The organism is Kribbella sp., assembly GCF_035687465.1.
Taxonomy (GTDB): Bacteria; Actinomycetota; Actinomycetes; order Propionibacteriales; family Kribbellaceae; genus Kribbella.
In genome coordinates this window covers 1-26,849 of the sequence record NZ_DASRXP010000008.1, presented here as the reverse complement: position 1 = coordinate 26,849, position 26,849 = coordinate 1, and the positions used below count along the sequence as shown (strand labels likewise).

Annotated in this window: 21 protein-coding genes and 1 tRNA gene; 9 read left to right on the top strand and 13 right to left on the bottom strand. The window is 67.6% G+C overall.

Annotation, left to right across the window (positions count from 1 at the left end):
* The first annotated feature begins 3 nt into the window (after nt 1–3).
* Complete coding sequence (locus VFG33_RS00260; RefSeq protein ID WP_325021042.1) at nt 4–882, top strand: alpha/beta hydrolase family protein; 879 nt, start codon at nt 4–6, stop codon at nt 880–882.
* Here VFG33_RS00260 and VFG33_RS00255 read toward each other — a convergent pair whose 3' ends face one another.
* Entirely contained in the window at nt 883–1,356 is a 474-nt protein-coding gene (locus tag VFG33_RS00255; protein WP_325021040.1) for an ATP-binding protein, read from the bottom strand.
* 101 nt (nt 1,357–1,457) lie between these two features.
* On the opposite strand from VFG33_RS00255, the gene VFG33_RS00250 reads away from it, so the two are divergent.
* The 5 genes from VFG33_RS00250 to VFG33_RS00230 all read left to right on the top strand — a co-directional run bounded on the left by VFG33_RS00250 (nt 1,458) and on the right by VFG33_RS00230 (nt 9,363).
* Nucleotides 1,458–2,501 carry a DNA polymerase III subunit beta family protein gene (locus tag VFG33_RS00250; RefSeq protein ID WP_325021038.1) on the top strand — a complete coding sequence of 348 codons (1,044 nt, stop codon included), beginning with the start codon at nt 1,458–1,460 and terminating at the stop codon, nt 2,499–2,501.
* Nucleotides 2,498–3,046: an MFS transporter gene (locus VFG33_RS00245; RefSeq protein WP_325021036.1), complete on the top strand. Its 549-nt coding sequence runs from the start codon at nt 2,498–2,500 to the stop codon at nt 3,044–3,046. Before VFG33_RS00250 ends, VFG33_RS00245 begins: the two co-directional genes overlap by 4 nt.
* 143 nt (nt 3,047–3,189) lie before the next feature.
* Nucleotides 3,190–4,866: a DUF8094 domain-containing protein gene (locus VFG33_RS00240; protein WP_325021034.1), complete on the top strand. Its 1,677-nt coding sequence runs from the start codon at nt 3,190–3,192 to the stop codon at nt 4,864–4,866.
* Between the two features lie 723 nt (nt 4,867–5,589).
* Nucleotides 5,590–8,091 (top strand): polysaccharide lyase family 8 super-sandwich domain-containing protein, encoded by a 2,502-nt coding sequence (locus tag VFG33_RS00235; protein ID WP_325021032.1) that lies wholly within the window; start codon nt 5,590–5,592, stop codon nt 8,089–8,091.
* 252 nt (nt 8,092–8,343) lie between these two features.
* Nucleotides 8,344–9,363 (top strand): hypothetical protein, encoded by a 1,020-nt coding sequence (locus VFG33_RS00230; protein ID WP_325021030.1) that lies wholly within the window; start codon nt 8,344–8,346, stop codon nt 9,361–9,363.
* Nucleotides 9,364–9,817: 454 nt separating this feature from the next.
* Here VFG33_RS00230 and VFG33_RS00225 read toward each other — a convergent pair.
* A tRNA-Gly gene (locus VFG33_RS00225) sits at nt 9,818–9,891 on the bottom strand.
* Nucleotides 9,892–10,129: 238 nt separating this feature from the next.
* Here VFG33_RS00225 and VFG33_RS00220 point away from each other — a divergent pair.
* On the top strand, nt 10,130–10,570 hold the full coding sequence (locus VFG33_RS00220) for a MarR family winged helix-turn-helix transcriptional regulator (RefSeq protein ID WP_325021027.1): 441 nt from the start codon (nt 10,130–10,132) through the stop codon (nt 10,568–10,570).
* A 160-nt stretch (nt 10,571–10,730) separates the two neighbouring features.
* Nucleotides 10,731–11,306, top strand: a complete 576-nt coding sequence (gene dcd, locus VFG33_RS00215; RefSeq protein WP_325021024.1) for a dCTP deaminase — start codon at nt 10,731–10,733, stop codon at nt 11,304–11,306.
* Between the two features lie 56 nt (nt 11,307–11,362).
* On the opposite strand, the gene VFG33_RS00210 is transcribed toward dcd, so the two are convergent.
* The 4 genes from VFG33_RS00210 to VFG33_RS00195 form a co-directional block, all read right to left on the bottom strand.
* On the bottom strand, nt 11,363–12,859 hold the full coding sequence (locus VFG33_RS00210; RefSeq protein WP_325021022.1) for a hypothetical protein: 1,497 nt from the start codon (nt 12,857–12,859) through the stop codon (nt 11,363–11,365).
* A gap of 119 nt (nt 12,860–12,978) precedes the next feature.
* Complete coding sequence (locus VFG33_RS00205; protein WP_325021020.1) at nt 12,979–13,194, bottom strand: hypothetical protein; 216 nt, start codon at nt 13,192–13,194, stop codon at nt 12,979–12,981.
* Nucleotides 13,195–13,283: 89 nt separating this feature from the next.
* Nucleotides 13,284–14,099: a DUF4097 family beta strand repeat-containing protein gene (locus tag VFG33_RS00200; protein ID WP_325021018.1), complete on the bottom strand. Its 816-nt coding sequence runs from the start codon at nt 14,097–14,099 to the stop codon at nt 13,284–13,286.
* The gene (locus VFG33_RS00195; RefSeq protein WP_325021016.1) at nt 14,096–14,878 is read right to left on the bottom strand and encodes a hypothetical protein; all 783 of its coding nucleotides are present in this window, start codon (nt 14,876–14,878) and stop codon (nt 14,096–14,098) included. Before VFG33_RS00195 ends, VFG33_RS00200 begins: the two co-directional genes overlap by 4 nt.
* Before the next feature lie 111 nt (nt 14,879–14,989).
* Between VFG33_RS00195 and VFG33_RS00190 the strand changes: the two genes are divergently transcribed.
* Nucleotides 14,990–15,784: an SDR family NAD(P)-dependent oxidoreductase gene (locus VFG33_RS00190; protein WP_325021014.1), complete on the top strand. Its 795-nt coding sequence runs from the start codon at nt 14,990–14,992 to the stop codon at nt 15,782–15,784.
* A gap of 71 nt (nt 15,785–15,855) precedes the next feature.
* On the opposite strand, the gene VFG33_RS00185 is transcribed toward VFG33_RS00190, so the two are convergent.
* The 7 genes from VFG33_RS00185 to VFG33_RS00155 form a co-directional block, all read right to left on the bottom strand.
* Entirely contained in the window at nt 15,856–16,806 is a 951-nt protein-coding gene (locus VFG33_RS00185) for a discoidin domain-containing protein (RefSeq protein ID WP_325021012.1), read from the bottom strand.
* Nucleotides 16,807–16,817: 11 nt separating this feature from the next.
* Nucleotides 16,818–18,398 (bottom strand): alkaline phosphatase D family protein, encoded by a 1,581-nt coding sequence (locus VFG33_RS00180; RefSeq protein ID WP_325021010.1) that lies wholly within the window; start codon nt 18,396–18,398, stop codon nt 16,818–16,820.
* A gap of 131 nt (nt 18,399–18,529) precedes the next feature.
* Complete coding sequence (locus VFG33_RS00175) at nt 18,530–19,312, bottom strand: SCO4651 family lipoprotein (protein WP_325021008.1); 783 nt, start codon at nt 19,310–19,312, stop codon at nt 18,530–18,532.
* A gap of 29 nt (nt 19,313–19,341) precedes the next feature.
* Nucleotides 19,342–20,139, bottom strand: coding sequence for an SCO4651 family lipoprotein (locus VFG33_RS00170; protein ID WP_325021006.1), 798 nt, complete (start codon nt 20,137–20,139; stop codon nt 19,342–19,344).
* 145 nt (nt 20,140–20,284) lie between these two features.
* Nucleotides 20,285–22,432, bottom strand: a complete 2,148-nt coding sequence (locus VFG33_RS00165; RefSeq protein ID WP_325021005.1) for a (Fe-S)-binding protein — start codon at nt 22,430–22,432, stop codon at nt 20,285–20,287.
* Nucleotides 22,433–22,571: 139 nt separating this feature from the next.
* Nucleotides 22,572–25,463 (bottom strand): M36 family metallopeptidase, encoded by a 2,892-nt coding sequence (locus VFG33_RS00160; RefSeq protein ID WP_325021003.1) that lies wholly within the window; start codon nt 25,461–25,463, stop codon nt 22,572–22,574.
* Between the two features lie 99 nt (nt 25,464–25,562).
* A complete protein-coding gene (locus VFG33_RS00155; protein WP_325021001.1) occupies nt 25,563–26,552 on the bottom strand; it encodes a hypothetical protein in 990 nt (329 codons plus the stop codon).
* Between the last annotated feature and the right edge of the window lie 297 nt (nt 26,553–26,849).

The window sequence follows — 26,849 nt, the reverse complement described above, 5'->3', positions numbered from 1 at the left end:
TCGATGATCAAGTCCGAGGAGATCCTGGTCGACGGGCGTCCCGCGTTGCTCGCTGTTCCGGTCGAGGGACCCGTCCGGGCCGGGGTGGTCGCGCTGCACGGCTCCAGCAGTTCGTCGTACCGGCAGGTGATCTTCGAGCACCTCGCGAACACCCTGGCGCCGCTGGGGATCGCAGTACTGAGCTTCGAGCGGGCGCCTTGGCCGGCTGACGATGTCGACATCCCGTACGCCGTGCAGGCCCAGGGCGCTGTGGCTGCGTATGACGAACTGAGGTCGCGCCACGCAGTACCGATCGGGTTCTGGGGCGTCAGCCAGGGGACGTGGATCGCGGCATTGGCCGCCTCGGAACGGCCTGAGACGGCGTTCCTGGTGTTGCTCGGGTGCTCTGGGGTCAGCCCGGCCGAGCAGATGCGGCACGCGACAGTCGAGGCGGTGCGGCGAGCCGGGTACGACGAGACGGCGGTCGCTTGGGCGGTGGAGATTCGTGACGCTGTGGCTGACTTGCTGCGAGGTCGGGCGCCCAGGGCTGGGGTGGACGAGCTGTTGCGGCGGCAGGCGGGTGAGCCGTGGTTCGAGCTGGCCGGGATTCCGGTGGAGCTGGGGCCCGAGCTGCCGGTGTGGCATGAGATCGACTTCGAGTCCGAGCCGCTGTACTCGACCGTGAAGTGCCCGGTGCTCCTGATCCACGGCGAGGAGGACGCGAACCTGCCGGTCCCGGAGACCCTGGAGGTCTGGCGCCGGGCCGCCGCGGCCGCTGGGAACACCGAGGTCGAGAGCGTCCGGATCCCAGCCGTCGGCCATTGGCCCGGCACTCCGGACCGCACCCTCGAGGGCATCAGCCCCGCCTACACCCAGATCCTCCAGGAGTATTTCAGCCGCTGACTATTCCCGGGTCCAGGCGATGATCTGGCGGGCGGACTGTTCGGGGGTGCCGTTGCCGCTGACGGAGCGGGGGACCAGTTTGCGGATCTCGGCGGCGTCCTTCAGGGCTTCGTCGATGTCCGCGGAGTTCCAGCCGCGTTGCAGCAGCCGTTTGCGCCGGACGTCGTCCGGGCAGTCCAGATGCAGCCAGCGTCCCTCGGGGAGTTCGCTGGGAATCAGTGGGGACAACAGCAGCACGGGCGACCCTGAGCGGCGTACCAGCTCGGTGATCCGCAGCCAGAGATGGTTGTAGGCCGGCCAGTTGGGCGCGCCGTCGGAGCAGGCGATGTCGATGCCGAGCACCCGGCCCTCGTCGTCCAGCAGTTCGTCCATGTCCATCACGATCAGGCCGCCGTCGTTCAGCCGGAGCAGCTCCGGCACGACGGTCGACTTGCCGGCGCCTGGCGCACCTGTCACCACGAACAACCTCGTCACGCCCCCATTTTGACCGACCTCGCAACCACTCACCCGCCGACCGGAGCGTCCCGCTCACTGGGGTTGACCTTCGAGTTGGCTGAAGGGCGAGGATCTCTGCCATGACCGATGACTTGCTGACCATCAGCGCCTTCGCCCGGCGGGTGGGCCTGACGCCGAGCGCGCTGCGGTTCTACGACGACTGCGGCCTGCTCCGCCCGGCCGAGGTGGATGAGGGGAACGGCTATCGGTACTACGCGCCGGAGCAGGACGTGCGCGCCCGGTTGCTTCGGGACCTGCGGGAGATCGATCTGCCGCTGGCTGAGGTCCGGCTGGTACTCGACGGCAGTCCGAGCGAGGCGGCCGCGGTGGTCCAAGCACATCTGCGCACGGTCGAGGGCAGGGCCGACGCTGCACGGCGCGCGGCCGCCCGGATCCTCAGCACACTCAACTCGAAGGAGAACACCATGTCCCAGGAACGCAGCGTGGTACTAGGCGGTCCCGAGCTGGCCAGCGCGATCCGCCAGGTCGCGCCGTCGGCAGCGTCGACTGACGACATCCCCTCCCTGGTCTGTGTGCAGCTCGAGCTGGGCGAGGACGAGGTCACCTTGGTCGCCACCGACCGGTATCGCCTGGCCGTCCGCAAGCTCCAACCGCTCGGCTTCACCGGTACACCCGGCTCTCTGCTCGTCCGAGCCGACGAGCTCGCCGATCTGGTTCGCTGGGCCGCGGCAGGCGTTGAAGTACGGATCGAAACAAGCCCGACCGGTACTGCGCTGGTCCGCGACGGCGAGGTCCGCGAACTCCACCTGGTCGACGAGGAGTTCCCGGCGTACCAGGCGATCCTCGAAGGTCTCACCCCGCCGGTCTGCCGCGTGATCGTCAACAGACTCGGCCTGCTGGACCTCCTCGGTGACGGAGTGGTTGCTCTCAGCATCGACCCCGACAAGCTCGTGGTCGAGAACTCCGGCCACCTCGACGCGGTCGGCTCAGGCACCCCGATCCGCATCGGCTTCGCGGCTCCCCTCCTGGCCGCCGCCCTGGAATCAAGCGTCGGCCCAGACGTCCTCCTGGAGCTCTCCACCCCAGATCGCCCCACAGTCATCCGGTCGGCGGACCAAGGCACCTTCACCACCCTCGTCATGCCCACCCTCATCGAAGCGTGAACCGGGCGTTCTACGCCTGGCTGGCGGGAGCCTCGCTCTCGACGTTCGATGACGCAGCGGTGTTCTTCGCGCTCGGCTGGGCGGCGACCGGGATCGCTCCGCACGTCGCCGGCCTGGTGCTCACCGCCTACACGCTCCCGCGAGCGGTCCTCCTTCTGGCCGGCGGAGTCCTCGGCGACCGCGTGGGACCGCGCCGCCTCCTTCTGTCGGGCTACTCCCTTCTCGCCGTCGCCACCTTCGCTCTAGCCCTTACTGTCCACTTCGCCGGTACTTCGACGGCGTTGCTCCTGCTGATCGCGTTCATCATCGGCACGGTCGACGCCTTCACCCTGCCGGCTGCCGGCGCCTTCCCCCGGTTGTTCGCCCGCGATGCCGAGCTCTCCAAGGCCCTCCGCCTCGCCAGCTCAGACCCAGTACTCCGCCCGCTGCCCTCCTCGCCTGCGCCACTGCAACGACGCCCGCGGCCGTCCTCCTCCTACTCGCCTTCCGCCCCAAACCGCCAAGGCCCCGCCGGGCAGGCGGATTTACGAATAGTCATTCAGTAAATGGCTCGGCAGTAACAAGATCGTTGCCTGATCAGTTAGTCGAAGACGACGGGTGAGCCCTGAGATGCGCTGGTTGCCAGCTAGGGTCGGACCCGCTCGGCCCGTCCGCCTCGGGTCGGAACCATCCAAACGGGAGTATTTTCATGCGTTTCGCCCGCGTAGTCCTCGGCCTGCTACTGGCTCTGGTGGGGTTGCTGGTCACGATCGCCGGGGCGGTCTCAGCCTTCTGGCTGGTCGGACCGGACAGCACGATCGACACCGGCGAGCAGCACCTGGCCAGCAAGGGTCTCGCCCTGATGACCGCACCGGATCTGCTGGACCGGCATGGACCGACGCTGCACGTGACGGCTGCCGGCAGCAAGCGGCCCGTGTTCGTCGGGATCGGCCGGGATCTGGACGTGTCGAGCTACCTGGGCGGCGCGCAGTACACGCGGGTGGTCCGGCTCAACCTGCCGCCGAAGTTCGACACCCAGGAGATGAAGGGCGGCCTAGCTCCGCTGAACCCGCCGACCGGCCTCGACTGGTGGACCGTCAAGGCCAGCGGTACGGGGACGCAGGCGGTCTCGTGGCCGATGGCGGACGGCCGGTACGACGTGGTGGTGATGAACGCGGACGGGACTCCCGGTCCGGATGCCAAGGTGACTCTCGGCGTCGAGGTGGACGGGCTCTTCGTGACGTGCCTGCTGGTGCTCCTGGCCGGCTTGGTGTTGCTCGTGGGCGGGTTGTTCCTGATGTTCCACCGCAAGCGTCGTCCTCCGGTGGTACCCCTGCCGGTGGTGCCACCTGCCGCGCAGTACGATCCCCCGGCGTACCGGAGCCCGACCTACCAAGGACCGGTACGGCGTACTGCGGCCGTGGCGACCGGGGTCTCGTTGTTGCTGGTGGCAACCGGGTGCGCCTCGGTGCCGCCGAAGAACGTCAGTCACGAGGAGGTCAGCCGGCCCGCGGTCACCGTGGCGGACGGGCAGGCGGTCGTGAAGCGGTACAACGAGATCAACAATAAGGCGAACGCCACCCGCGACGAGAAGCTGTCCGAGACGATCGAGGACGAACCGACGCTCGCGATGACCCGGGCCGGCTACAAGGTCGACCGCAAGCTGGATGCGGCCGACAAGAAGAAGGCGTCGGCGTTCACGTACACCAAGCCGCAGATCGGCGCCCCGCAGTACGGCGCCTATCCGATGCGGTTCGTGGTCAGCTCGGGGCTCTCGAACTCCAAGGACAGCCAGCAACTCGGCGTCTGGGAGCGCAAGAACGCGGGCGCGCCGTGGGCGCTGACGTACTCCGTCTATCCGCCGACGACGATCAAGGTGCCGTCGATGGAGGGGCTCCGGGTGCCGACCAAGGCGGACATGAACAAGCTGTCCAGCCTGCCGCAGTCGGCCGCGGCCAACCTCGCCGCCTACTTCACGGGCGGCCCCAAGTCACCGAAGGCGGGCCTGTTCGCGCCGTCGCCGGGCACCCTGAACCTGCTGAACGGCCGGGCCAAGGACAAGGTCGAGGACACCAAGCAGAGCTACCTGTCCACCGTCACCGACACCTTCAGCACGTCCGGCGACCCGCTCACCTTCATCACGTCCACCGGTGAGGCACTGGTCTTCCTCGCACTGAACGAGTCGTACCAGTCGCGCGTCGAGTCCGACTCGACTGCCTTCTGGAAGAGCGGCGCAGTCACCGCCTTCAGCGACAACGTGAGGTACAGCAACACCCTGTACGCCGATTACCTCCACCAAACCGCTCTCGTCATCCCGCTGAAGGGCAAGGGCAAACTTCGCATCCTCTCCCTCGACACCCAACTCGTAGGCGCCGGCGGCTCCTGAACCTCTGAGGGCTGGGGGTGCGCTGGGGTGTTGGTGATGTGGTTGCGCGTTAGGCATTGGCGGGGTGGTTACGCGGGCTCCGCTGCATCCTGTGGTTCCACCTGCTCGGGTGGTTCCGGGGTTTGCCGGTCCACGATTGTGTGACCATTCACCACGACATCCGCCGGAAGCGGTGCCCGGCCCCCTCCGTACCTACAGAACTCCACGGAATCTGTCCGGCAATCGCTGGCCGGGGGTGGTTTCAGCGAGTTCTGTGGGTCCGGGTGGGGGGCCGGGCTCCAGATCGTGGCGGGGGCCTGGCGGCTGGCGGGACCGATAGCGCCCTACTCGGCGCCACCGGTCGAACAACCCGATACCGGCCGAACCGGGAGCAACCCGCTACCAGGCTCCTTCGACCGATAGCGCTCTACACGGCGCTATCGGTCGAATGGGCCGCCATCGGCCGGCTGGACCAGTCGGCTGTTTTGCGAGGTGGTGAGCTCGGGGCCGCCGGGTGGTGCATTGGGTCGCCAGTCGGGGGTGGGTTGTGGTGAGTGTGGGGGCTGTGCTGTCGGCAATCGCTTTCCGGCGACTCGGTGCTCACAGTCGATAGCTCGGTCCTCGCTGTCGGGTGACTTCCGTAGTCGCCGAGGGGATCGAAAGAAGTGGTAAGCGGTTGCCGTGGGATAGTTTCGGCTGATTGACTCCGGGGGTGAGGTTTTTCCCATCCGCCTGGGAGTTGCTGTGGAGATCAGTCGTCGCCGTTTGCTGTCGTTCGTGCCTGCCGCTGCGTTGCTGACGGCGGTGAAGCCTGCCTCCGCCTTGGGGGCGACGGCCGCCGAGGGTGGGCAGTTGCTGGAAAACCTGATCGCGGTTCTCGCGGGGACTGCCGAGTCCAACGCGAGGCCGGAGGTCGCCGCCAAGGTGGCGGGGATGGATACGACGGCGCGGACCTGGTTGGCCGCGATGGATCGTGCTGGGGCGGGGGAGTTGTTCGCGGGGCTGCCGCTCGGGACGAGCGACCCGAACCTGAGCGGGTCGTACCAGCATCTGTACGAGATCGCGCTCGCCACGAGGCGTCCGGGGCCGGCGTCGGACCTGCAGGGCAACAGCGCAGTACAGGCGAGGGTGCTCGACAAGTTGCGGTGGTTGCATGCCAACTACTACGGGGACCAGTCGAAGGGGTACTACGGCAACTGGTTCACCTGGGAGATCGGGATCTCCGGCTTCGTAGCCAAGACCCTCGCGCTGCTCGCGGCCCCGCCAGACCTGATCAGCCTGTACGTCGCGTCGGCGGACGCGTATCTCCGCAACGGCACCAATGGCGACGTGAACCTCGACTCGCGGTTCCACACCGGCGCCAATCTCGCCGACATCACCACCAACCGGATCATCCAGGGCGCACTGCTGGGCGACGACGAGCGCATCCGCAAGGCGCTCGCGGACCAGTTCACCGTCTTCGCCACGATCGACCCGTACAACCTCCAGCATGGCGTCACCGACGGGCACTACGCGGACGGCTCGTTCATCCAGCACAGCTCGGTCGCGTACACCGGCTCCTACGGCAAGGCGCTGCTCAGCCGGGTGGTCCAGACGATCAAGATGCTCGACGGCACGGAGTACGCGCAGAGCGACGACCTCGTCCAGGTGGTCCAGGGCTGGGTGGAGACCGGATTCGCGCCGCTGATCTTCGAGGGCTGGATGATGGAGATCGTCAAGGGCCGCGCGGTCTCCCGCACCGCCACCGGGTACGACGACGTGGCGGTCGTGATCGAGGCGATCGTCGACCTCTCGGACTACGCGACGCCCGCCGACGCCGCGCTGCTCAAGGGCTACGTCAAGTACACCGCCCGCCCGACGCTGAACCCCAACGCCTTCGTCTCGCCCGTCAGTGTGGCCCGGTTCGCCGACATCACTGGCGACGCGACCGTGAAGCCCGCCGATCTCAATCCGCTGTCGAGTTCGATCGCCTTCAATGCGATGGACAAGAACGTGCACCGGCGGCCGGGCTATGCCTTCGCGCTGGCACGGAACTCGGACCGGATCAGCAAGTACGAGTACATGAGCGGCGAGAACCTGATGCCGTGGTTCCAGGGCGACGGCGCGTACTACCTCTATCTGACCGGGCAGGACCAGACCAAGGCGTTCGGCGTCGACTACTTCACCACGGTCTCGCCGTACGGGCTGGCCGGTGTCACCGCGCCCGTCGAGCAACGGCAGACGATCCCACAGCTCTACGGCACGCCGTACTACGACAACCCCGGTCATCCGCTGAACTTCACTTCGTCATCGGAATCGCAGAACCAGTACGTCTACTTCCCGCGCGGCACCAACCAGTACTCCGGCGGCGCCACCCTCGGCCCGTACGGCGCTGCCGGCTGGATCCAGTCGAGCGACGAGGCGTACGCGGACCAGGCGATCCTGCCGGACGACTTCGTGGTCTACCGCAACGCGGAGTCGACCAAGTCGTGGTTCATGCTCGACGACGAGATCGTCGTCCTCGCCGCCGGGGTGACCGACTCGACCAGAGCCGTCACCACCTCGATCGATGCGCGTATCGCGGCGCCCACGGATCAACTACAGATCTCCGGAGTGCTACGCAACGGCCGCCCGTACTCCGGCACGGGCGCCGCTGACCTCAGGTGGCTCCGCTACGCCAACACAACCGCCGGTACCTCGCTCGGGTACTACTTCTTCCAACCGAACCGGGTCTCCGTCGACCTCGCCGACGTGACCCGCAGCCGTCGAGTGGTCCGCACCTCGAACCCCGACACCGCGATCACCCGCAAGGTCTTCGGCGTCTCCATCAACCAAGCAGCACGAGCCCGTACTGCGTTGGCGTGGGCGCTCGTGCCGCACGCAACGGAAGCCAAGCTCCAGTCGTACGTCCATGGCCGTCTGCAGATCCTTGCCAACACGACCCGCCTCCAGGCGATTCGGCACACCACGCTGAACCTGATCGCGGCCAACACCTTCACTGCCGGCAAGCATCAGGTCCACGGCCTGATCATCGACGGCCCGGCCTCGGTTCTCACCCGGCAACTACCTGACCGGACGACGACCTTCGCCGTCTCCGACCCGACGATGGACAGGGCAACCATCACCCTGACCATCCCGGCGAGATGGCTCATCAAGGTCGCGGCCGACCCTGGCATCCAGCTCGCGCACACCCTCATCGGTACCCGGCTGACCTTCACCACCCATCACCTGCACGGCCGTACTCTGACCGCCACCTTCCGGGGCTGAGCAGGGCCTGACAAACGATTGATGCCCAAGGCACCGAGACGCTGGGAGAGGTTCAGCTGGAGCGGTACGGGCGGAGTACGGGCAGTGGCGTGTCAGGGCTAGTCCCCAGAATGCATCGAGGGCATCCCCGGGGACATTGGTCTCCGGTGCCTTCCTGATCAGCCAACGCACTGCGCAGGGAATGCGCAAGGACGCACAGCGAACTGCGCAATGCATTGGCCCGCAAGCTCGCTCTAGTATCAAGGAATCGACATGACCTCGATCAGCCGCCGGCAATTCAACCGTTCGCTCCTCGCCGTCCCCGCCGCCGCTGTGGTCGGCACTGGCCTTGGCGCACTCGCCTCAGCAGCGGCCTCGGCCGCCCCCGCCGACTGGAACGCGCATGTTCTTGCGGGCCAGGCGAACGGCGACCTCATGCACCAGACGCGAGCTGGAGACGGCACCTGGAAGCCGAGCTGGGTGGAAGTCGACACTTCTCCTCCCCGCACGCTCTACCGCGTCTCCTGCGTCGGCATGTCCAAGGACCTCCACTTGGTCGCAGCGCTCAACAACGGGGCTCCGAGCCACGGCGTCCGGAACGGCTCCGACGGTTCCTGGACGGCGTTCAGCCCCATCCCCTCGCAATCGGGCCCCACCACGGGCGCGCCCCACGTCGCGGTCGCCTCCCTCGGACGCGAGCTGCACGTCTTCGGCGCTTCCGAAGGTGGCAGGACCCTGTACCACACCGTCCGCAACGAAGACGCGAGCTGGCAGCCCCGTTGGGTGACTCTCCGAACCTTCGGGCGCATCAGTCATGTCGCCACCGCCCGAGTCGGCACGACGATCCATACCGCGGTCGTCACAGATGGCAAACTTCTCCACGCCATTCGAGCCTCGGATGGGACATGGAGCAACTGGGGCAACATCGAGAGCGCGGCCGGTGATATCGCCAACGACGTCCTCGACGTGGCCTTGGCAGGGATCGGCGCGCAGCTCCACGTCGTAGTGGTGAGCGGTTCCAGCGAGGTCTACCACGCCATCCGTAGAGGGGACGGATCCTGGCAGCGGTTCAGGAAGGTGGCCGCTTTCTCCAACTACTCGCCTGTGGACATCAGCGCAGCCAACGTCGGCGGCGAAATGCAGGTCGGGATCATCGACTTCACCGCAAACGCCAGCCAGATCATCAGGCACAACATCCGCCGCTCCGATGGTTCGTGGACGGCGGTCAGGACCGTCCGCGCCACCGGTCTGACCGACGCCCCGGGAGTCCTGGCATTGACCGGCACCCTCTAGTCCCAGGGCTCGGCAAGACTCATGCTTGGGCCGCCGAAGTCTCGCGCCGGCGTCCGGACCATGTCTATACCGGTGTCCCTGGTGACGCTGCTCCGTGCCCACCTCGACGAGCACTACGGGCCCGCGCCGGACGCTCTTGTGTTCTCGCTCGTGTTCGGTCTTCCGATCCGGCGAAGAAGCCGAAGGGCAAGAAAAGGGTTCCAAGGCAACCAAATCGAAGGTCATGCGGAAATCGAATGGAGCGGCTGAGATCGAGGGGCACCCTGGGACCGACGGCACGAGCGGTTCTGCAGAGGAGGGGCGGCACGATTGCGGGGATGGGGACGACGGGGCGGCCGGCGCCCCGGGTGGTCGTCGGCTAATGGCACGCTACCCGCGGTGACGGGTGGGCAAACGAGAAAGCCCAGGTCAGGCAACATGCCTCTGACCTGGGCTTTTGTCATGTTCTGACAACTGGAGCGGGTGACGAGAATCGAACTCGCACTGTCAGCTTGGGAAGCTGATGTTCTGCCATTGAACTACACCCGCGGATTGCCGGCCGGGACCGGCAATGCGAAGGATCATACCTGGTCGCCCGCGCGGTTTGCACGGGGGGTTATCGGGCAGTTTTTAGACATTGGGCGCGCCAGGGGCTGGGCAGGCCCGTCATCTTCTGGCAGATTAGAACGCGTTGCCGGGGGCAACATTCGACGCAACGTGAGGATGCGGTCCTTGCCGGGACCGGACAAGATGGTTGCGGGGCAACTGAAAAAGAAGGGGTGAACAGGTGGCAACTGACACTAGTGACGCGCTGGACAATCTCGAACGGGAGCTCGTCACACTGGCGCGCCGGCTGCGTGGTCTGCAGCGGACGCTGTCCGACGAGGCACACCCGGACCTGGAGCCGGCGCAGTACGCACTGCTGAACCATGTCGAGGAGCTCGCACCGGTGCGGATGGCCGATCTGGTCGCGGCGCTCGAGGTGGACAAGGGGCCGGTCAGCCGGGCCTGCGCCCGCCTGGAGGAGGAGGGTCTGCTGAAGCGGGCCGCCGACAAGTCCGATGCCAGGGCGACGCTGCTGACGCTGACGGCGAACGGTAAGCGCAAGCTGGCCGCGGCGCGGAAGAAGCGGCACAAGGTGATCGAGGACCTGCTGAAGGACTGGTCGCCGGCTCAGGTGAAGACCTTCGCGACACAGGTCTCCAAGTTCAACAAGCTGGCCGACTAGCCGTTGCCGACGGCCCCGTTGGGAAGCCGTGTTCCGGAGAGCTGAGGGGTCCGGACGGCGGCAGACCGAGCCGACGGGGTGCGGCCAGTGGGGTTCACCCGCTACCGGGCCGTCGGAGCAGCAACAGACGGAGTGGCAGCACCTGCGGTAAGTTGCGTTCGTGCTGCTCTCCGACCGTGACATCTTGGCCGAGCTCGACGCGAAGCGGGTCCAGCTGGACCCGTTCGATGCTGCGATGGTGCAGCCGTCGAGTGTCGACGTACGGCTGGACCGGTTCTTCCGGGTCTTCGAGAACCATCGGTACCCGCACATCGATCCGGCCGAGGAACAGCCCGACCTGACCCGGATGGTCGAACCGGAGGGCGAGGAGCCCTTCATCCTCCACCCCGGTGAGTTCGTGCTGGGCTCCACCTATGAGCAGATCACGCTGCCCGCTGACGTGGCGGCGAGGCTCGAGGGCAAGTCCTCGCTGGGCCGGCTCGGTCTGCTCACCCACTCCACCGCCGGATTCATCGATCCCGGCTTCTCCGGCCACGTCACGCTGGAGCTGTCCAACGTGGCGACGCTGCCGATCAAGCTGTGGCCCGGGATGAAGATCGGTCAGCTGTGCTTCTTCCGGCTGTCGTCACCGGCCGAGCACCCGTACGGCTCGGAGAAGTACGGCTCCCGCTACCAGGGCCAGCGCGGCCCGACACCGTCCCGCTCATACAAGAACTTCCACCGCACCGACCTCTGAACCTGCCGCACGCAAAGGGGCCCCAGTGGAAGCTGGGGCCCCTGCTGCGTCGACGGTCAGGCGGTGGCCTTCAGGACGATCAGGATCTTCACGTGCTCGAGGTCGTCACCGAGCGGGTCTTGCAGGTAGGTGCCACCGTACGGCGAGACCGCGGTCGGCGACTTCACCTTGTCCCTCAGCAGCGACAGGTCGGAATCGCCGCCCAGCGACGGGCTCGATCCGTCCGTCGGAGTGGTCTCGGACGTCGGTGACGAGGTGTCGGTGGGCGTCGACGGGGTGCTGCCGTCGGCCGGTGTCGGCGTCGGGGTGGGGATGTCCTGGCCGGTCTTGGCATCCATCAGGACCGGCAGTGCCTCGGCCTGGGTGTAGACGACGCCGTGGTACGCCGCGGTGATCTCCGGAACCACTCGGCTACCGGACGTCGAGGTGTAGCCCCAGACCTTCTTGCCGGTGGTGTCGTCGATGCCGAAGATCTCGGTACTCGGCTTCAGGTATTCCCCGCTGTTGCACACCACGGCGGTCTGCTCGTCCGACCAGCAGTTGCGACCCGGCGGGTCGTCGGTGGTGTTCGCGAACTTGGACTCCACCACGGCGCCAGTAGTCAGGTCGATCGAGTAGATCGACGACACATAGTGGCCCTCGTACTTACCGGCCGGCGGGCTGACGTACTTCTGGCCGGTCAGGTAGCCGTGCTTCGGGGCCGCCGCTACCGGGTTCAGGTAGTTCATCGCGATCGGGGTGTTCTTCTTGACCGCGCCGGTGGTCGCGTCGACCAGCGCTGCCGAGAGCTCCGTGCTGCCCTCGTGGCCGTCGCCCCGGGCGCCGGCGACGACGCCGTTGAGCAGACCGGCGACCCGCAGGTTCGGGATCACCGAGCCCTTCTGGGTGGCGGGATCGGCGTAGACGGTGAACTGGCCGACCTTCTTGGCGGCTGTTTCGGAGTCTGGAGACAAGCCCATGGCGAGCTGCCCGGTGGCCGGATCCGCGGCCTGACTGAGGACGTCGTCGCCGCCCTCGTCGGGACCGACGGCCGCCGTGAGGTCGAGGATGACCTGAGCCAGCTTCTTGCCGTCGGCCGGGTCGAGCCAGAGGAAGTTGATCTGGCCGCGAGCCTTCTGGGTGCCGGTGCCCTGCGCCCGCTGGACGAACGCGACAGCGACGGCCTCCTTGCCGTTCAGCTGAACGGCGACCGGCTTCGTCACGTCCGAGGTGGTGGTCGTCGACACGTCCGAGGCCGGGACGTTCCACGAGCTGCTCTGGCCGGCCGCGTCGGCTCCGCTGATACCTGCCTGGGTCGCGTAGAGCGCGATCCGGCCGATCATGCCGGCCTTGATCTTCGACTCGACGAGCTTGGGGATGTCGGGTTCGCCGATCGCCGCGGCGGCGACGAAGCCCTTCGGCGGGTCGAAGGACGGAACGTTCGGGGCGTTCGGCGTCGAGGCGCTCTCGCCACCGCCGTCTCCCGTGCTCGAGTCTGACTTCGTGTCGTCACCGCCACTGCAGCCGGCCAGCAGTGCGACCACGGCGGTCGCGGCGATCAACGGACGCAACATCGATTCTCTCCCCAAGGGTCGACCAAGAGTGACGGCCTGAACGCTAGCAGCGTCAGCGGGTCTCCCGATCGCACCAAGCTGCAAGCCTGTGGACAGCCCGGGTGGCCGCCGGTCGCCCCTCAGCGGACGACCGACAACCCCGTACTGTGCCGCCGCTGCTCGGGCTCGATCCAGTCCGCCCACCGGCGCAGTACTCCGGCCAGTTCGTGCCGCGGACCTGTTGTTCCGGCCGGTCGACCGGCCTCCATGCTCTCCTTGACCAGGGCGTGTGCCTCGGCGGCCCGGATCTGTTCGGCGACCCGGTACCGCGCGACCTCTGCTTGTTCGGTGATCATCGTGCTGCTCCCCTCACTCGGTCGAACTCAGGTGTGATCGAACTTTGTTGCCTGGGGCCCGGACCCCTCCGGCTCGGGCCCCTCGTGGTTCAGGCGCGGAGGACGGTGATGTCGCCCGACACGGTGCGCGCCCGCAGCATCAGTGAGCGCTCGCCCTCGGCCGGCTTCTCGCCGGGCTCCAGGTCGCACTGGATCTGGCCCGTGACGGTCTTCAGGTCGAGGTACGTCGGTACACCGTCCGGTACGCCGATCCGCACGTCGCCGTTCGCGGTCTCAGCCCGGACGCTCGGGCCGTCGGCCAGCTCGACGGTGACGTCACCGGAGCCGGAGGTGGCGACCGAGTGGTCGCGGATCCGCTCGATGGTGATGTCGCCCGAACCGACCTTGACGGTGGTCGGGCCGAACGCGTCGCCGATCCGGATGTCGCCGGAACCGCTGGTCAGGCCGACCATCCCGGCAGCCTGGCCGATGTCGATCGCGCCCGAGCCGGTGCCTGCACGGACGGTGCCCGCGGCGTGCTCCAGCCGGATGTCTCCACTGCCAGTGGTGGCAGCCAGGTCACCCTCGATCCGCTCGGCGCGGATGTCGCCCGACCCGGTGGACAGCCGGGCCACGCCCAGCGGAGTACTGGCGGAGATGTCGCCCGAGCCGGTCTTGATCCGGGCGTCCAAGGTCGCCGGGGTCTGGATCCGGACCTGGATCTCGGGGCCGCGGCGGACGTTCTTCGGGCCCTGGACGATCAGCTCGCCGTCGGCCACCTTGAAGATCACGTCCTCCTCGGGTCCGCTGTCGACCTCGATCGCGGCCGTCGGCTCGTCGCCGGGCACGATCTCCACCTGGCCGGAGCCGATCTCGATCCGGACCCGGTCGAACTTCTCGGCCAGTTGGCTGCTGAAGCCGCTCACTGGGCCCACCCCGTCATCCGCTGGCCGGGGCCGCGGTCGCCGCGGTCTCCCCGGCGGTGCCCACGGTTGCTGTCACGGTCACGGTCGCGGTTGCCACGGCGTTCGCCGCGTTCACCACGGTCGCCGCGACGCTCGCCGCGGCGGGGTCCCTCGGGTCCGAAGACGCCGTCGGGGCCGAACGGACCGTCGGGTCCGAGCACGCCGCCCGGGCCGAACACGCCCTCCGGTCCGAGCGGTCCCTGCGGACCGAAGACACCGTCCTGGCCGAACACGCGCTGAGAGCGCGGCGGCCGGGGCGGGCGGGGTGGGCGACCGCGGTCACCGGTCAGGGCGGTCATCACGGTGCGCATCAGCCACGCGTTCGAGGAGATGCCCTCGCTCGCGGCGGACTCGTCCACCTTGTTCTTCACCGACATCGGCAGCCGCAGGGTGATCCGTGCGGTCGGCTCGTCGGCGTCCGGCGCGAGGTCTTCGGCCACCGGCTCGTCATCGTTGTCGTCGTCGTCCAGCTCGTCGTCGGGTCCGGTCAGCTGGCTGGGGGCCGGCGTGACCACGAACTCGGGGCGGCCGGCGGCCATCCGGAGCTCGACCGAACCGGGGGACAGCTCGCGGCTGATCTCCCCGGCGGCGTCGGACAGGGCTGAGATGAGGGCCAGGCGGCCCGCGTCATCCAGCGTGGCTCCGAGGCGCTGGGCCACGGAGCGAGTTTGGTCGTCGGCCAACGCGGTGGCGTTCTCCACGCTACGGCGGACCGACTCGAGATAGTGATCAAGTTCCATGACGGCAATACTGACGTCATCGTGACGTCACTGTCAACCCCTAGTGATGTCAACTGACGGCGAAGGTGACATCAGGGCAGAATGAGGGCCAGTCCAAAGAGAGGGAGCAACGTGTCCAGAGGAGTGCTCGTCACAGGGGCGTCGCGAGGCCTCGGGGCCGAGGTGGCGAAAGCCTTCGCGGCGGCCGGGGACCGGGTCGTGCTGCATTGCCGTGGGGCGGTCGACAAGGCCCGGGCCGTGCTCGAGGAATTGCCCGGCGAGGGACATGCGGTAGTCGTCGCGGACCTGGGTGATTCGGCTGCAATCCCTTCTGTGGTTGAGGAATCTGTTGCAGCGGTCGGGCGGATCGACGTACTGGTGAACAATGCCGCGCTGTTCGTGGATGAACCGGTCGGGGGGTCCCGGCGGGTTGGCCATCCGCTGGCGGACACGTCGTACGAGGACTGGGTGGCGATCTGGCGGCGGACGCTGGCGGTGAACCTCGAGGGTGCGGCTCATCTGACCTGGTGCGTGGCCCGGCAGATGCTCGACAAGGAGCCGGCGGAGGGCGCCAGACGGGGTGCGATCGTCAACGTCGGGTCGCGCGGGGCGTATCGGGGAGAGCCCGATGTGCCCGCTTACGGGGCGAGCAAGGCTGGATTGCACGCCCTTGGGCAGTCGATGGCGGTGGCGCTGGCGCCTCATGACATCACGGTGACGTCAATCGCGCCTGGGTTCATCGTCACCGACATGACCGAGGAGTGGCTGGAGGGTCCGCGCGGGGATGCGATCCGCGCTCAGAGCCCCTTCGGCAGGGTGGCGACGCCCGAGGAGGTCGCTGCGGCAGTCGTTTGGCTCGCATCCCCGGCCGCCGGCTGGTCCTCAGGCGCCGTCCTCGACTTCAACGGCGCCTCATACCTCCACTAAAGCCCTTACGTCCGAAGAACTAGCGGGACGTCCCTCCAGTTCTTCGGACGCAAGCGGAGAAGGGCAAAGGGTCAGCTGCCGTAGGCCTCTAGTTCGACTATGCGGGAGTAGGTGTTGCCGTTGCCGGCTAGGGCGAGGATTCGGATGGCGTCGGCTTGGGTCGGGGAGAAGGTCGAGGTGACGTGGCCGGCGACGTTGGCGCGGACCTGGGCGACCGTCTGCCAGGCACCGCTGCCGCTCCGGACCTGGACATCCCAGTCGCGCATTCCATTGGTCGCCGCCGGGTACTTGACCGAGTCGAGCGTGTAGAGCTCCACCCGGTCGATCGTGGTCGGCGCGGCCAGGGCGACGTCGTACGTGTCCGGGAAGATCGCACGGGTGCCGTCGTTCCACCCTGTGAGCGTGTCCCAGTGTTCGGAGTCCTTGTCGCCGTCGACCGCGCCACAGAGTGCGAAGTTGCCGTGGGTGGACGACGCCGCCGCCTGCTCGCCGAGCGCGACGTTGCTGCCCGGACCCTTCGGCGGCAAGGGATTCACCTGGACCGGCACGGTCAGCTTCGTCTTGTCGACCTCCAGGTCGATCTTGTAGCTGCCGGGCTTCGAGTCACGAGGAACCCGGACCTCGACGGGTGCGGTCACGGGCTGATCTGGGTCGAGCGCCGGAAGGTAGGAGGAGAACAGTTCGCGCGAAAGCGTCAGCGGACCACTCGGGTCCAGCGTCAGATCGGCGTACCGGGGCTCCTTGCCGGTGTTGGTCATCGTCAGCGCGAGGTTGCCGGGGAAGCAGGGCAGGCCGACCACGCTGAGCTGCTGCGGATCGGTCGACACCGTGACCGGGCGCGAGCCGTGGCCGGGCCAGCCGGCGCCTTCGGCGGAGGCGGACGCTGCGGGCTCACCGGCGGCCGCGGACGAGCCGCCCGGGTCGGTGGTTGCGCTGAGCAACGAAATGATGGTGGAAGCGGCCACGGTGGCCGCGACCGAGGTGACGAGGACGAAGCCGGATCGGCGCCTGGAGCTGGTCATCAGGTCTCTCCTCAGAGGGTCTGGATCCCGGGGCGCCCGTCCTCGACGAGGAGCTTGGCGCGGGTGCTGACAGTGCCGTTCGGGACGGTGACCCGGTCGACCACGCGGTAGTCGGAGATCCACTGCCGCGGTGTGATCGTGCAGCTGACGTAGCCGCGCTGGAAGTTGCCGTACTTGATGTGCGGGTTCTCCCGCAGCAGTGTCAGACCACCTGGATCCAGGTCCATCCCGTCCAGCCCGGACGAGATCGACGTACCGACGAACTCGCTGCCCACGGTCGGGGAGTCGGGGTCGGAGAAGTCCAGCTTCAGGTCGGAGGCGACGCTGCGGTGGAGGTCGCCGCCGATCGAGACCAGGTTGCGGACCTTGCGCTGGTGGGCGCCGCCGAGGACCCGGTCACGGGAGGCCTCGTAGCCGTCCCAGGTGTCCATCGGGACCAGGATCTCCGGGCCGTCCTTGACGTCGAGCCGGGCCAGCGCGTTCTGCTGGGCGAGGACGTTCCAGCGCGCCCGCGAGGCGGACCAGCCGTCGAGCAGCCACTTCTCCTGGGCGGCCCCGGTGAGCGTGCGGGCCGGGTCCTTCGTCTCCGGTCCCGGTGCTTTCGAGCCGTCGCCGTAGGCCTGGTCGGAGCGGTACTGCCGGGTGTCGAGCACGCTGAACTCCGCCAGGCGGCCGTACTGGATCCGCCGGTAGAGCTGCATGTCCGGGCCCTTCGGCAACTGCGCGAGCCGCAGCGGCATGTGTTCCCAGTACGCGCGGAAGGCGTTGGCCCGGCGTACCAGGAACTGGGCCGGCGGCGCGCTCGGGTGGGCCTCGTCGGCCCAGTTGTCGACCACCTCGTGGTCGTCCAGGGTGACCACCCAGGGCGCCGCCGCGTGTGCCGCCTGCAGATCCGGATCCATCTTGTACGACGCGTAGCGGTTCCGGTACTCGTCGAGCGTGACCGTCTGCCGGGTCACGTAGTCCTCGTTCGAGTGCGGCCGGACGCCACGGTCGATGCCGAACTCGTAGATGTAGTCGCCCAGGAAGACGACCAGGTCGTGGTCCCGCTTCGCCATGTCCGCGTACGCCGTGTACCAGCCCTCCCACCATGCCTGGCAAGAGGCGAACGCCATCGACATCACGGGCACAGTCGTCTGCGCTGACGGCGCCGTACGGGTCCGGCCGACCGGGCTGAGTTGGTTGCCGACGCGGAAGCGGTACCAGTAGTGCCGCCAGGGCTGCAGACCCTGTACGTCGACGTGCACCGAGTGACTCGCCTCGGGCCGGGCCTGGGTGGAGCCGTGGCGCACGACCCGGCGGAACCTCTCGTCCTCGGCGACCTGCCACTGGACCTCGACCGGCCGGCGATCCATCCCGCCGAAGGGCGCGAGCGGCTCGGGAGCCAGCCGGGTCCAGATCACCACCGCCCCCGGCAGCGGATCACCAGAAGCGACCCCGAGAGTGAACGGATCGCGACGGTCCACCCCCGCGGTCGGTCCAGCCTTGGCGGTGCCGACTTCTGGCAGGTTCCCGGTCAGCGCCAGCGCGGCAGCCGCCCCGGTCACGGTCAGAAAGCCCCGACGGGTAGAGCCCGAGCGAATGTCTTTCATCGTCACCAACCCACCCGATCATCCGACATGATCACTTCAGGAACAGGTAAGCGACTACCTGACCAACGTCAGATTACGGAAGGAATCTTCCGGCGGCTCGGGATCTGTCCGATTCCGGCCGCCGGAAGGCTTCAGCGGGTGACGATCTTGTTCGCCGGCGGTGGTTTGATCGTGTCCGTCGCGTTGTAGCTGGACACGGTGACCTGCATGTCCATGGCGCCCATCTTGTAGGCCATCTTGTACATCAGGTTGTCGGCGCCGACCCAGACTGTGTAGACCGACAACTTCGGCAGACCCACCGCCGACAGCTTCTTGGCCGAGACGCCGTACGCGACGGCGTTGTCCACGGTCAACTGGTACCGGTTCACCTTGCGGAAGCCGAGTGTCTCGGTCTTGACGAACTTGACCTTGCGCAGGGCCTTGTCCCACGACTTGACCGACTTGACCGGGTCGGCACCTTCGAGCATCTCGCCCAGCGAAGCAAGCGCCGGGTCCTTGGTGGTCTTGAGGTTGATCTTCAGGTACTTGCCGGCCGGGGCGGCATTCGGAGCCGACACGTACAGAGTGCCTTTGATCGCGATGACGTGAGCCGCCCCACCCAGTGCCGCGCTGCTCATGTCGAGCTTCGTGGCGAACGGCTTGAGGGTCTGTGCCATCGTCATCGTGACGACCTGGCCGTCGGAGTTGATCCGCAGCACCGACTCCATGGATGTCGCCTTGGCGTTGGCGGCATTCATCGCGGGTGAGAAGTTCGCGAGGGTCAGCCGGGCCGGTGCCTTCAGTGGTGCCGCGGTGGGCTTGCTGGCCGGCGGCTTCGTTCCGCCCCCGGCGGTGTCCTCGATGCCGCAGGCGGCGACACCGAGGACCAGTGGCAGGGCGGCGACAGCGGCCGCGGCCCGTGCAGAAAACCTCACGATATTCCCCCCATAGGAACAACCGTTGGTCAGCGAGTGATGGTCTTGCTCGCCGGCGGCGCCTTGATGGTGACCGGCTTGTTGTAGTCGGTCATGTTCATCACCATCGCGACCCCGGCGAGGTCGAAGGACAGTCGGCGAATCAGTTTGGCGGAGTCCATCCAGACCGAGTAGGTCAGCGTCTTCGGCGTTCCCTTGGGCACTGTCTTGCCCTGGGCGCGCAGGGCGGAGGCGGTGTCGACCGTCAGGTCGTAGCGATCCAGCTTCCGGCCGTCGATGGTCTCCGTCTTCACGAACTTGGCGTTGCGCAGGGACTTCTCGAACGCCTTGAACGTCTTGGTCGGGTCGCCGCTGTCGGCCAGCGAGCCGACCTCCGGGTCGTTCGCGTCGAGCTTGAGGTACTTACCGGCCGGAGTGGCGCCGGGGATCGACACATAGGCGGTGTCGTTGACGACGATGACCTTGGCCTTGCCGCCATTGAAGGCGACGCCGCTCATCTCCATCGACATGGCCATCGGCTCGGACTGCTGGAACCCGGTAATCGTCATCACCGTCTCGCCGCCGGCCGTCATCCTCGCGGTCGTCCGCCAGGTCTTCTGGCTGGCGAGTGCGGTGTTCATGGCCGGGACGAAGGTGGCCTTCGTCAGCCGGGCCACCGGTGGCTGGGCCACCTTCGGCGGGGCCGCCGTGATGGTCTTCTCGACCGCCGTCGTCGGCGCCGACGACGGCAGGGTGCCGGTCGCCTTCTCCTCGCCACCGCAGGCGGCGACCCCCAGCAACAGTGGAACTATGGCGACAGCGGCTACCGCCCGAACATGAATCCTCACAACTTTTCCCCTCCCAGAGATCAAGCCGTCGGATCCTACGGCCGAATCCCTCCCCGGGGAAAGCGCTTTGCCACAACCTGCAAACAACCTTACGTCCGAAGGTGCGCGGGGCCTGCCCCACGAACCTTCGGACGTAAGGGCCTTCTCAGGTGCGTTTGACCGAGGCGAGGAGGAGTTGGGCGACGTCGGCGACCTCGACGGACTCGCTCGCGGAGCCGTCCGCCTGCTTGGCGGTGAGGCCGTCGGACAGCATCACCCGGCAGAACGGGCACCCGGTGGCGATCTTGTCCGCGCCCGTCTCGACCGCCTCGGTGGTCCGGTTCAGGTTGATCCGGGTGCCGATCTTCTCCTCCATCCACATCCGCGCGCCGCCGGCGCCGCAGCAGAAGGACTTCGTCTGGTTCCGCGGCATCTCGGCGAACTCGGCGCCCGGAATCACTTCGAGCAGTTCGCGCGGAGCGTCGTACACCTGGTTGTGGCGGCCGAGGTAGCACGGGTCGTGGTAGGTGATCTTCTGGCCGTTCAGCGAGCTGTCCGCCGGGGCCACCGGGGTCAGCTTGCCCTCGCGGACCAGGCGGTTCAGCAATTGCGTGTGGTGGATGACGTCCAGCTCGACGCCGAGCTGGGAGTACTCGTTCTTCAGCGTGTTGAAGCAGTGCGCGCAGGTGGAGACGACCTTCTTCGCGCCGGTCTCCTTGAACACCTCGGCGTTCTGCATCGCCAACTGCTGGAAGACGAACTCGTTGCCCGCCCGCCGCGCCGGATCGCCCGTACAGGTCTCACCATCACCCAGTACTGCGAACGAAACGCCCGCGATGTTCAGCAATTCCGCGACAGCCTGGGTCGTCTTCTTGGCGCGATCCTCATACGCCCCCGCGCAACCGACCCAGAACAGGTACTCGACCTCGGCCAGCGTCTCCACATCGGTCCCGACCTGCTTGACCTCGAACGGCAGGCCCTTGGCCCAGTCCATCCGGCCGGACGGGTTCATGTTCCACGGATTGCCCTTGTTCTCCAGGCCTTTGAACAATCCGTTCAGCTCGGAGGGGAAGGACGATTCGATCAGCACCTGGTAGCGCCGCATGTCCATGATGGCGTCCACGTGCTCGATGTCGACCGGACACTGCTGCACGCACGCGCCGCACGAAGTACAGGCCCACAGCGCCTCTTCGTCGATCACGGCGACATCGGCCGGTCCGACCAGTGGCCGATCCTGCTCGGCCAGCACCAGGTCCGGCAGCGACTTGCGTTCCTCGTCCGAGGAGGCCAGCAGGTACGGCGCTTTGGCGTACGCGTGCTCGCGGAGATTCATCATCACGAGCTTCGGCGAGAGCGGCTTGTCGGTGTTCCACGCCGGGCATTGCGACTGGCAGCGCCCGCACTCGGTGCAGGTGGTGAAGTCGAGCAGACCCTTCCAGGTGAAGTCCTCGACCTTGCCGACCCCGAGGGCGGCGTCCTCGTCGAGTTCCTCGATGTTCTCGAAGTCGATCGGCGCGCCCTTGATCATGATCGGCTGTAGCGCGCCCAGCGCCGTACCGCCGTCGGCCTTGCGCTTGAACCAGATGTTCGGCCAGGCGGTGAACCGGTGCCAGGCCACGCCCATGGTGGCGTTCAGCGAGATGGTGATCATCCAGGCGAACGAGATCAGGATCTTCACCATCGCGACCAGGTAGATCGCGTTCTCGAGCCCGTGCTCGCTCAAGCCGCCGAACAGCCCGTCACCGACGAAGAAGGTGGTCGGGAAGTGGAACCGCGACGCCTCGCCCAGCTCGTACTCCAGCCCACGGAGCAGCAGGATGCAGATCAGTACGCCGAGGATCGTGTACTCGACGTAGTACGCCTGCCAGGCCCGCGATCCGAAGAACCGGCTGTATCGGCCCTTCTCCCCGCGGGGCAGGTTCCGCAGCCGGATCGCCATCAGTCCCACGATCGAGATCAGCCCGGTCCAGGTGAGGAACTCGCTGACCCACTCGAAGACGAACCAATGCCCGATCACCGGCAGCACCCAGTGCGCGTCGAACAGTTGCCCGAAGGCGGTCACCAGGCTGAGGAACAACCCGATGAAGCCGAACGCGACGAACCAGTGCAGTACGCCGATGTGGCTCCACTGCAGCATGCGGGTGTGCAGCAGCGACTCCTTGGCCAGCGTCGCGGTGCGCTGGCCCGGGTTGTCGGTACGGCTGGCCGGCTGGCCGAGCTTGATGACGGACACCATGTGCCCGATCGTCTTGCCGAACAACGCGACGCCGACAGCGGCGACCGCGAGCGAGACGACGATGGCGAGGATCTGCATACCAGCGATGTTATTGGTTGGTTACCGGTGAGTCATGTCGGTGAGGGCCTCATCACCCCAGCGTGTTCTGTCTCACTCGGAGCAAGACTGTGGTGGCCGACCAACCAGCCGGCCACCACAGTCCTCCCACTGCTTGTTGTTACTTGGTGCCGTAGACCTGGATCTCCGTCATGTCGGTGAACTCGCAGCCACCGAACCCACCGTCCGGGCAGTTGGTCGCGAAGTCCGGAACCTGCGGGCTGAGCATCCAGAACCGGACGAACTTCACGCCGGTGGTGTTGCCGGTCGGGGTGAGCTCGTTGTACTTGCCGCGGTTCGCGGCGGTGAACTCACCTTCCTGGGCGGGCGCCCAGGTCGTGCCGTCGACCGAGGTCTCGATCCGGTACTTACCGGTCGCCGAGCTGGCCGGGTCGCCGCAGACGTTCGACGGGTCCACCGAGAACTTGGTCACGGTGACAGCGGCCGGCAGCGCGATGTCGATGTGCTTCGGCACCATCACGCCGGTCGCGGTGCCTTCGTCGTCACCCGTTGTGCTTCCCCAGCCGGTGCCCTGCGCGAGGTCGATCGCAGCGCCCGGTCCGCAGCCGAAGCTGCTGAGGTCCGGTCCGTTGTGGGCGGCCACAGTGCCACCGCCGGCGGCCGAGGCCCAGTCGCGCCGCGGTGCGAAGTTCGCGGACGCACCGCTCTTGACCACGACCGGCACGGTCAGCAGCTCGTAACCGGTGCCCGCGACGACGAGCTTCGGGTAGGTGCCCGGCGCGACGTCGGTGATCGAGTACTTGCCTTCGGCATCGGTCACGGCGGAGTAGTCGCCGGCGTAACCGGAGGCGTGGCCACCGATGAAGACCAGCGAACCGGCCACCGGAGCGCCGGTGTCCTTGTCGGTCACCTTGCCCGAGAGGGTGGTGGTGGCGCCGGTCGGCGGCAGATGGAAGTCCTCGGCCGGGAAGGAGTCACCACCGTCCACGACACCGGCGTACCAGCCCATGCCGCGGTTCGCGAAGACCTGCCAGATGGTGCCGGCGTTCTTGCCGCCGCTGGCGATCAGGTCGGCCTGCACGATCGCGTTGCGCATGTCGAGCATGGTCGGGTCGGCCGCGGACAGCTCCATCGCGCGGGTGATGATGCTGAGCGCATAGGTGCGGCCGAACCGCTCCCGCAGGTCCCAGAGGGTCTGGGCCCAGACCTCACCGGACGAGTGCACCTCGGGGCTGCCACCGATGGTCGGGAAGTCGCCGTAGGTGTAGCCGCCCTTCGACCCGTCGGCGCCGACGCAGTTCGCGGCGACGGCCTTCACCCGGCAGTCCAGCGCCTGGGTGCGGATGGTGCTGCCGGCGGTGACGTACTTGCCTTCCAGCAGTTCGCCGGGAGCTGTGGTGTCCTTCTCCAGGTTGTGCGAGGCCAGGTAGTCCTCCGCGTAGAAGTCGCTCCAGGCCTCACCCATCGAGCCGGCCTGGATGCTGTTCAGCGTCGAGTTGCCGGAGGCGTCGACGACGAGGCGGTTGGACAGACCGTGGGTGTACTCGTGGTACAGGATGTCCGCGGAGCTGCCGGAGCTGGTCGCCACGGAGCCCTCGCCGCCGAACAGGTACATCTGCATGGTCGGCGGGGTGCCGTCCGGCGGAGTGGACATGTTCGCGTTGTTGAGGTGGTTCACGTCCGGTCCGCCGTCGGTACCGGTGGCCGCGCCGTCCAGTGCGTTCAGCAGCACCGGGTCGCTGCCTGCGGCGTCGAAGGAGCCGGCCGCCGGGGTGAAGCTGATCGGCGGCTTGGCCAGCCAGTCGTGGAAGTTGCTGGCCAGGTAGAACGCATTCGTCACGTCCTGGTTCATGTTCGTCTTCCAGGAATCCGGCTTGGCCGGGTCCCAGGTGCAGATGAACGCGGCCGAGCACAGCGTGCCCTGGAACGGGACCAGCTTGTACTGCGAAGTGGTCGGCGTGCCCGGCACCTTGACGGTCTCGCCGACGTTCGGCTGGTTGTCGTCGTTGACGTCGGCGAAGGCGGCGACCGAGGTGCCCTCGAGCAGGGTCTTCGCGGTCTTCGGCAGCCACTTGTTGTAGATCAGGTTCTCGGTGCGCTGCGTGCCACCCTTGGGCGCGCCCGGGTAGTTGTCCTGCACCAGCGCGTCGCCGTTGCCCTCGGCGACCAGGTCGCGGCGGTAGAGCACCGCGCCGGTCTGCGCGTCGACCACGTGCGTGTAGATCAGCGAGCCACCCGTGTTGGTGTAGGTGGACCAGGCCTTGCGCAGGCCATCGGCGGTGTGGAACCAGACCTGCTCGGCGGTGTCGCCGTTGCTCCACTTGGTAATCACGCCGGTGGTCTTGGCGGACGCGGACTTCAGCGTGCCGCTGATGTCCCCGGCCGCGGCCGAGCGGGCGCCGGCGGCGCTCACCTTGGGGGTGGCGGACCGGCTCTGGGCCTGGCTGACGAGGCCGGCGACCGGCGCACCCTGGACCGAAACGAGCTGGCCCTTCTTAGTGACGTTGGCCTTCAGACCGTTGCCGAACACCTCGATGCCGTCGACCACCTGGGTCCACGAGATGTGGTGGGTGCCGAGGTCGTCGACGTAGTCCGTGCGCAGCTTGAGGGTGCCGAGGTCGGACGCCGACAGCTTGAAGACCTCGGGGTGCGCCTTGACATAGGCCAGCGCGATGTCCTGGGCCTTCTTGGCGCTCGGGCCGGTGAGGAAGCCGTTCAGCTTCGTCACCTGGGACGGCGTACCGGTGTTCGCGTCGACGTCGACGACACCCTGGCTGCCGAGGGAGTCGCGGAACTTCTCCGAGGCCGCCGTCTCCTTGCCGACGACCTTGGCCGCGCGGTTGTAGTTCGCCCGGGCACTCGGCGTCCGGGCGTCGAAGTTGCCCTTCCGCTCCTTGCCGGTGGCCGACTTGCTCGCGTCGCCCGGGGCCTTCGCGTCCGGGCCGGCGGTCGTCGTCGCCGACGCGCCGCCACCGGCCGTCACGGCGAGCAGGGTGGTGGCGGACACCGCGGCGACCGCCAGCAGTCCCCGCCCTTTGCCTGAAACTCTCACTTGCAACGCTCCATCGAGTTCGCGCGGGTCGTCCTCCACGCCCCGTCCGCGCTAGACCTTAAGGGCGGCCAACCCGCTGCGGAAGGCAAATCACCGGAGTCACGCGGAGACGAGGGTTCTCCTTCGTGTGCGGAGCAGTACTGCGAGCGACAGGAGAAGGGTGGCGGTCAGCAACGACCCGGCTGCGAACAGTGTCGGCGCGGTGGGATGCACGAGGGATTCGCCCCGCTGCGCCTGCCAGGTGACCAGCCAGATCAGTCCCGCGTACGCCGCCGAGCCGATCACAACCAGCGCGATCCGCGGGCCCTCCGGGCGCAGGGCCGGGTACCGCCGGGCGAGCAGAACGAGGCCGAGGGCAAGCAACGGGATGGCCTGCAGCGCGTGGACGCCGAGGAAGTGGCCGATCCGCAGGTCGCCGGCCTCGGTGCTCCAGCCGGTGATCGGCATGCCGGGTCCGCCGTCCTCCACGCCGACGGAGTGCGAGCCGAAGAAGTCCTCCCGGCCGGTCGCGTCGATCGCCTGCTGCTGGACAGGAGTGGCCCTGAACATCAGGGTGCCGAGCAGCATGCCGACGAGAGTGGTACCGAGGGCCAACCGGATGCTCCAGCGCAGTGCCCTGTCGCCGGGCTTGTCGAAGAGCAGCTGGATCGCGACCACGAACACGGCCGCCCAGATGACATAGACGGTCAAGGCCATGAGGTCGTGGAACCGTGTGTCGGTCGGAGTGGACATGTTGAAGTGCAGTTGGCGGCCGCGGACGACGACCTGGCCGACGATCAGCACCATCTCGGCCGCGACTCCGGCGGCGACCACCGTGCCCATCCACCAGCCGAGCCGCCTTGCTTTTGTCTGCAGCGACAACATCCAGGCCAGCGTCACGCAGTACAGGGCGAAGCTCATCATGAACTTCAGCGGCTTCATCCAGATCGGGTGCCCGAGCAGGTCGCGGTCGTCGAACAGCGCGCCGCCGATCCCGACCAGGGTCAGCGCGGCGAGGGCGATCGCCACCGCCAGCAACGGGCGGTGCAGGCGGTGCGGACTGCTCGGCAGAGTCGGCGCAGGCGGCGGGACGGCGGTCGTCGTTGTCATGCCTCGATCGTCGGCAACGCGGCGCCCTGGCACAGGAGCCTCAGACCCCCGCTCGAAGGTGGTCTTGGACCTACCCTGGGTCAACCCCGATCCAGCGCTAGGGGCCGACGGCAAACCGGTGGCGGTGACTGCGGCCGGACCCTAACGTCTTGGGGATGACGGATCTTCTGGCGCGGGCCGAGGCGTTGCAGACCGAGGCCTGGCAAGTACTGCGCCGGCTGGAGCTCGAGGCGGCCTTTCCCACCTTCGGTCCACTCCAGGTGGTCGGCAGCGCCCTGTCCGGGTTGATGGCATGGC